The sequence below is a fragment of the Nonomuraea sp. bgisy101 genome (assembly GCF_057708945.1).
The window spans coordinates 270,893-277,211 of sequence record NZ_JBYITD010000013.1 but is presented as its reverse complement, the minus strand read 5'-3'; the positions used below and the strand labels follow the sequence as shown (position 1 = coordinate 277,211).

Genomic DNA, 6,319 nt, shown 5'->3' with positions numbered 1-6,319 from the left:
GATCGATCTGTCGCGGCGCGAGCCGAGCAGCGTCGAGGAGGTCTGAGCGCCTCACGGCTTCTGGGCGCATTGTGGGCTGTCGAGCCACGGCCACGATCGCCATCCGGGGCACCTCCGCCACGAAAGAGCCGTCCCGCCGGTACCCGACCGGCCGGGACGGCATGGCGACGTCCACCCGAAACTCGTACGACGCGTGGTCGACGCGGCGTAGGAAGTGACTACGGAGAGACCTTGTCGAGCCAGTGGAGGATGCCCGCGACGTTGGACGGGGCGCCGCTGAGCAGTTCGAAATGCTCGGCTGTCTCGTCCTCCGCCTTCAGCGCCGTGTAACGCTCGCGGGTGCGGTCACGGACCATGGCGACCGCGTGGTCGAGGTCCATGCCCTGCTCGTGGGCCTGCTTGGTGAGATCGACCCAGATGCGGAGCTCTTCGGCCGACCGCTCGAGGGTCTCCTGTACGGCGCCGACCGGACCGTAGTGACTGAACAGCAGCCTTTGCGGGCCCAGCGCCTGGAACAGGGCGATCGAGTCGAGCGCCGTCTGGAGGTCGAAGTCCGGCGGTGGCGTGGCGGGGCGCAGGTCGCCGGTCTGGGGAAGGTAGACGCCTGCGGCGTCGCCGACGTACAGGTCACCGGTGCCGGAGTCGATCAGGCCGACGTGGTGCTTGGCGTGGCCGGGGGAGTAGTGGCTGGCGAGGGTGCGGCCGTTGCCCAGATCGATGGCGCCGGTGTCTCCGAGGGCGACGATGCGTTCGGCGTCGGTGGGGGACAACTCGCCGAACAGTGTGTCGAGCTGGTCGCCCCACACCATCCTGGCGCTCTTCATGAGCCTGGACGGATCGGCCAGATGCCGCGCGCCCTTCTCATGCACCACGATCTGCGCCTGAGGGAAGTACGCGGCCATGTCGCCCACGCCACCCGCATGGTCGAGGTGAATGTGCGTGACGACGACGGTGGCCAGGTCGTTCGGGCCGACGCCGAGCGATGCCAGGGCGTCGCGCACCACCGGGGCCGAGGTTGACGTGCCTGTCTCCACCAGGCATGGGCGATCGCCGAGGATGAGGTAGCCCGCCGTGATCCCGGCGTAGCCAGCCATCCGCGTGTCGATCTCATAGACGTCGCCGCCGAGCGCGGTGATGTTGTCCACAGGCACCCTCCCGAGCTGAACCACTGTCCCCAGAACGGCATTCTGTCCGCTCCGGTCTTCCCCACATCGTAAAGAGTGGTCCTCCCGACAAGCGCAGGCCCTGCGCGGCTCTGCCGAGTGAGGAGAAGGATCACGTGGACCGCAATGAGGTGACGCTGGTGGGGCGGCTGTCCGCCAAACCGGAGGAGCGGCCGATGCCGAGCGGCGACACTCTCACCAAGTGGCGGATCATCGTCCGCCGCCGTCCTCGGGCACGGCGAGGAGGGCTCGTCGACACCATCCAGTGCGTGACCTTCGATCCGGAGGTGGCCGCTGCGGTGACAAGGATGGCGCCCCGGGAGGGGATGGAGGTGAGGGGGGCGTTGCGCTGCCGGATATATGGACCGCCGGTGGCCAAGAGCTGGCGGTACGAGGTCGAGGTGCACTCCGTCGTCCTGGTGCCGGCCGCTCTGCCTTCGGATCCGGAGTCCATCGCGGAGCAACTTCCGGTGTCGGAGACGCCTGAGGACCTCGCGAGCGCGCCACCTCGCCCGGTGACGTACCTGGCCGCCGTCGGTTGACTCCTTCTCCTCCTCAGCCGATCGGGTCGCCCGGTCCTGTTCGTGCCGGGTTCTCGGCCCATCTGTCTGTACGGCCGCGCATGCCCATGGCCGGCGCCGTCGACGTGGCGGCGACGCCCGCCGGTTTGGCGGTGATCAGGAATGCGCGGAAGGCGGGGCCATCCCCCCAGGGACGACGACCCCCGGTCGCCGCCTGGGGTCGCCGGCTAGGAGCGGAAGGCGTCGGCGTGTTCGGCGGCCCATTCGGCGAAGGTGAGGGCGGGCCTGCCCAGGAGTCTGTCCACCGTGTCCGTGGACGGCCCGGCCTGCTTCGCGAAGTCGGCCAGCGACCCGAGCAGGCGCTCCGGCACGTCCTCGGGCACGCCTTGCGCGAGCATGCTCTGCCGCACCTGTTCGGGGGAGACCTCCTGGAAGGTCAGCTCTCTGCCGATCGCCAGGCCGATGAGGCGCACCTTGTCGCGCTGGGTGAGCGACTGCGGCCCCGTGAGCAGGTAGTGGCGGCCCGCGTGGGCTGTGTCGGTGAGCGCCTTGACGGCCACGGCCGCGATGTCGCGTTCGTGGATGGGAGAGGTGGCCGCGTCGCCGTACGCGCCTCGCACGATGCCCGTCGAGCGGATCTGCGGCGCCCAGCCCAGGGCGTTGGCGGCGAAGTCGCTGCAACGAAGGAAAGTCCATTGCAGTCCGGAAGCCTTGGCGGCGTCCTCGACCGCCTTGAAATGAGCCGCGAAACGTTCCTGTCCTGCGGGGTGCTCGACGGTCGTCGCCGACAGCACCACCACCCGCGTCACGCCGTGCTCGGCGGCGAGTGACAGCAGTTCGGCACCGGCGTCCGCCACGGCGCGCGGGCTGAGGAGGATGGCGTCGACGCCGTCCAACGACGTGGCGAGACTCTGGGGGGCGGAGGGGTCCGCGACCACCACGTGCGCTTCGAGCGGCAGGTCGGCGGCTGGTGCGTTGCGGGTGACAGCCGCCACCTGGTTGCCGTTGTCCAGCAGCAGTCTGATCGCGTGACGTCCTACGTTTCCCGTCGCTCCCGTAACCAAGATCATGGTTGGTCCTCTTCTCCTGCGCGGGTGTACTTCGCGGGTAGCCTGTCCTCTGCAGGCCATACAATACGAGGAACATATCATATGAATTCCATACGATCTGGCGCGGGGGGCGGCGAGGCGCGCCAACGGCGTCGGCTCAACACGGCGATCAGGGAGTCTCTGCGCGAGCTGAGCATCCAGCTGTCCCTGCTCAACCACCAGGTCGGCAGTCAGCTCGCTCTGAAGGACGTCGACATCGACTGCCTCGACCTGGTCAACCGGTACGGCCCGCTCAGCCCGAGCGCCCTCGCGCGGCAGGCCGGTCTGCACCCCGCCACGCTCACCGGCATCCTCGACCGGCTCGAACGCGGCGGCTGGATCGCCCGCGACCGTGACCAGTCGGATCGCAGGGCCGTGCAGGTACGGGCGCTGCGGGAACGGAACGCTGAGCTGGTGGGGCTCTATGCGGGGATGAACGCGTCGTTGGAGGAGATCTGCTCGGGGTACGGTGAGGCGGAGCTCGAGGTGGTGGCTGACTTCTTGAAGCGCACGGCCAACGCGGGCCGCACCGCGGCGGAGGAACTGGCCGGAGACTGACGGCTTCCCGTGCGTGCCTGGCTGTCCGACGTGAGGGCGTTGGCGTTCGCACCCCGGTATTCGTCGTGAGGGGATGGAACCGGCGCCTCGAACGACCCCTACCAGGCACCAAGCACGGTGATGTCGGCCGGTGGAAGGCGCTTGTGGAGCGGCCCCGCCCTCGTGAGGCGGTAGACGCTCTCGCGAGGGAGGGGCGGGGGATCAGACGAAGGTGCGGAGAACCAGGCCGGTGCGGGGCTTGGGACCGAAGGAGGTGGACTTGCGGGGAACACGCTCGCCCCCGGCGGCCACCGCGAGCACGGCTTCGACGGCCAGCGGCTTGAGGATGACAGCGGTGCCGCCGGAGAGGGCCGCCTGCCGTACCGCGGCCTGGGCGTCGTGGTGGACGATGCGGACGGCCTGCTCGTCGTCCTGCATGCCCCACACCCTCGGGAGGACGAACTCCGTCAGGACGGAGGTGTTGAGGGCGTTCCAGCGGTCGGAGCGGTCGGTGGGCATGGCGCGGGCGAGTTGCAGCGGGTCGGGGTCGCTGAGCAGGTGGCTGGCACCGCTGTCGCCGGCGAGCAGGAAGGCGGGCTCGGTGGTGGAGTCGAGGGCGGCGAGGCCCTCGGCGAGGGTGGTGAAGTCGCGGATCCGCCAGGAGCCTCTGGCCCGGGTGACGGCCTCGTCCAGGGGCAGGGAGGGGATGACGCGGTGGATCGCCTTCAGATCGGGCGGGTAGGCGGTCGAGTCGACCAGGAGGGCCAGGCCGAAGTCCCACGGGCCGTCCGTGCGGCCCGCGGCGTGTTCCTGACGCTGCAGGACGCGGTAGGTGGCGTAGCGGTGGTGGCCGTCGGCGATCAACGCCTGCCTGTCGCGCAGGTCGGCGTTGATGAGGCCGATCTCCTCCGTGGCGGTGACGGCCCACAGGCGGTGCCGTACGCCGTCGTCGGTCTTCGCCTCGACGAGCGGCGAGCGGGTGGAGGCGACGGTGTCGACGAGGTGGCTCGCCGGTCCGCCGCCGTCGTAGAGCAGGAAGATGGGCTCCAGGTTGGCCTGGGTGGTGCTCATGAGGGCCAGGCGGTCGGCGACGGGGCCCGGCATGACGTTCTCATGCGGCAGGATGACGTGCTGCTCGGGGGCGGTCAGGCCGATGTCCCCGATGAGACCGCGCTGCATGACACCAGGACCGGCCTGCTCGTAGACGTAGATCGCGGGGGCGGGGTCGCGGGTGAGGACGCCGGTGTCGAGCCAGGTGCGCAGGGTGTCTCTGGCCTGTCCGTATCGGGCGTTGGGCGCCACGCCGTCCAGCGGGCGGCCAGGGGGGTGCGGAGCCGCCGGCTGGGCGGAGGCGCCGGGGCCGGGGACGGCTTGGGCCGTGGAAGCCCCCGGGTGCGCGGACGCGCCGTGCGCCGGAGAGCGTGAACCGTCGGCCAGGGCTTCGGAGGCGTCGAGAGAGCGCGCGCCGACGGCCGGGCGCGCGGAGGCGTCGAGCGGGGGCGGCGGATCGGGTGGGCCGGAGTCCTTCGGCTGCGTAGGCGTGCGGGGAAGGATGAGACGGACGACGTTGTTGGGGTGAGCGTCCAGCAATGACTGCACGTCACCGTCGGAGATCAGGTCATAAGGCGGAGAGGTCACCTTCGCCGGATCGTCGACAGCGAAACGGACGCCACGGAAGGGGCGCAGCACCAGCCCATCAGGCACCGGCAGTTCAGGACTCGCCATACCGGGCATGCTCCCATAAAGGCCTGAATCACCAAGGGACTGCTCCAACGGCGCAGCGGTGCCCGGTTCATCAGGGAATCGGTCGGATCTGTCGTCTGTCGATTGAGGAGGCCTCACACATGACCCAAGGGAAAAACGACCCCGAAGATTCCCCATCCCCTGGTCAGGGGGCTCCCGTAGGGGATGTGTACGACTGGTACCAGCGCGGAGTCGGCCTGTTGAAGGACGGCAGTCCCGCGGCCGCGGCGGCGTTGCTCGAGCGGGCGGCCGAGGCGGAGCCCGAGTCGCGCAGCATCCGGGAGGCGCTGGCGAGAGCGCAGTTCAACTCGAGGCAGTACGCGGAGGCGGCGGACACCTTCAGGTGGATCGTCGATGCCAACCCGGCCGAGGACTACGCGTATTTCGGGCTGGGACTGGCGTTGTGGCGGACGGGGGACATGGAGGCGGCTCAGGAGCCGCTGGCCATCGCGGTGGCCATGCGGCCCGATGAGCGTCATTACGTATCGGCGTTGAAGAGCGTGCGCGCCACGCTGCGCGCCCGGCGAGAGGCCTGACCGAACAGCACGGGAAACAGCCAGGCGCCTGACGAGACGGCCGGGCGCGGAGGAAACAGCCAAGCGCCTCGCCGCGCAGTCGGGCGCTGACGAAGCGGCCGGGCGACCAAACGGCCGGGCGCTGACGAGACGATCCGATCCCTACGAAGCGACCAAACGGTCGGGCGCTGACGAGACGATCCGATCCCTACGAAGCGACCAAACGGTCGGGCGCTGACGAGACGATCCGATCCCTACGAACCAGTCGAATCCCGACGACCTAGCGGGCGGCGTTGGCGTTGATGGCGTCGCGGAGGTAGTGCGCGAGCCCCTTCGCCGCCTGGTCGAGGGAGGCGGTGAACCGGGCGTCGGTGACGTACAGCTCACCGAGCCCTTGGTGGATCTCGCTGGTGCAGTCGTAGAACCAGCGGGTGATGTGCCGGCGGTGCTCCTCGGCCAGGTCCATGGCCTCCTTGCTGGAGGCCGGGACCTGCGCGGCCATCAACGCGGCCAGCCCGCGGGAGATCTCGCCCGACTCGGCGAGGCACCGCCGCCACTCGTCCTTGCCGTAGGAGGACGTCCTGCGTTGCGACTCGGTCCACGCGGGCGTTCCGCCCCAGTTCGCGGCGGCCTCTTCGGCGTGCCCGTCGACGTCGAAGCCGCCGAACAGCTCGGCCTTGTCCGCTGGCGTCAGCGCCATGGGAGCTCACATCCTTCACTCGTGGGTAGGTGCAGCCAAGACGCTAAAGTCT

The 6,319-nt window shown here is 69.7% G+C and carries 7 protein-coding genes; 3 read left to right on the top strand and 4 right to left on the bottom strand.

The features are described from left to right. Positions 1 to 218 precede the first annotated feature (218 nt). Positions 219 to 1,145, bottom strand: coding sequence for an MBL fold metallo-hydrolase (locus AC3EO4_RS25635; protein WP_431898214.1), 927 nt, complete (start codon positions 1,143 to 1,145; stop codon positions 219 to 221). A gap of 134 nt (positions 1,146 to 1,279) precedes the next feature. Here AC3EO4_RS25635 and AC3EO4_RS25630 point away from each other — a divergent pair, with 134 nt between their 5' ends. Beyond that, complete coding sequence (locus tag AC3EO4_RS25630; protein ID WP_431898212.1) at positions 1,280 to 1,705, top strand: single-stranded DNA-binding protein; 426 nt, start codon at positions 1,280 to 1,282, stop codon at positions 1,703 to 1,705. 206 nt (positions 1,706 to 1,911) lie between these two features. Here the strand turns inward: AC3EO4_RS25630 and AC3EO4_RS25625 are convergent, their stop codons facing one another. Then, positions 1,912 to 2,754, bottom strand: a complete 843-nt coding sequence (locus AC3EO4_RS25625; RefSeq protein WP_431898210.1) for an NAD(P)H-binding protein — start codon at positions 2,752 to 2,754, stop codon at positions 1,912 to 1,914. A gap of 81 nt (positions 2,755 to 2,835) precedes the next feature. Between AC3EO4_RS25625 and AC3EO4_RS25620 the strand changes: the two genes are divergently transcribed. After that, on the top strand, positions 2,836 to 3,330 hold the full coding sequence (locus tag AC3EO4_RS25620; RefSeq protein ID WP_431898209.1) for a MarR family transcriptional regulator: 495 nt from the start codon (positions 2,836 to 2,838) through the stop codon (positions 3,328 to 3,330). 201 nt (positions 3,331 to 3,531) lie between these two features. Here AC3EO4_RS25620 and AC3EO4_RS25615 read toward each other — a convergent pair whose 3' ends face one another. Beyond that, positions 3,532 to 5,034, bottom strand: a complete 1,503-nt coding sequence (locus AC3EO4_RS25615) for a DUF1015 family protein (protein ID WP_431898207.1) — start codon at positions 5,032 to 5,034, stop codon at positions 3,532 to 3,534. A gap of 119 nt (positions 5,035 to 5,153) precedes the next feature. On the opposite strand from AC3EO4_RS25615, the gene AC3EO4_RS25610 reads away from it, so the two are divergent. Continuing rightward, entirely contained in the window at positions 5,154 to 5,588 is a 435-nt protein-coding gene (locus AC3EO4_RS25610) for a tetratricopeptide repeat protein (protein ID WP_379581496.1), read from the top strand. A 259-nt stretch (positions 5,589 to 5,847) separates the two neighbouring features. Here the strand turns inward: AC3EO4_RS25610 and AC3EO4_RS25605 are convergent, their stop codons facing one another. Next, the gene (locus tag AC3EO4_RS25605; protein WP_431898205.1) at positions 5,848 to 6,267 is read right to left on the bottom strand and encodes a TipAS antibiotic-recognition domain-containing protein; all 420 of its coding nucleotides are present in this window, start codon (positions 6,265 to 6,267) and stop codon (positions 5,848 to 5,850) included. Positions 6,268 to 6,319 lie beyond the last annotated feature (52 nt).

Coding starts and splice junctions, on each gene's coding strand:
- AC3EO4_RS25615 (WP_431898207.1), bottom strand. CDS start 5,034: ATGGCGAGTCCTGAACTGCCGGTGCCTGATGGGCTGGTGCTGCGCCCC.
- AC3EO4_RS25610 (WP_379581496.1), top strand. CDS start 5,154: ATGACCCAAGGGAAAAACGACCCCGAAGATTCCCCATCCCCTGGTCAG.
- AC3EO4_RS25605 (WP_431898205.1), bottom strand. CDS start 6,267: ATGGCGCTGACGCCAGCGGACAAGGCCGAGCTGTTCGGCGGCTTCGAC.
- AC3EO4_RS25625 (WP_431898210.1), bottom strand. CDS start 2,754: ATGATCTTGGTTACGGGAGCGACGGGAAACGTAGGACGTCACGCGATC.
- AC3EO4_RS25620 (WP_431898209.1), top strand. CDS start 2,836: ATGAATTCCATACGATCTGGCGCGGGGGGCGGCGAGGCGCGCCAACGG.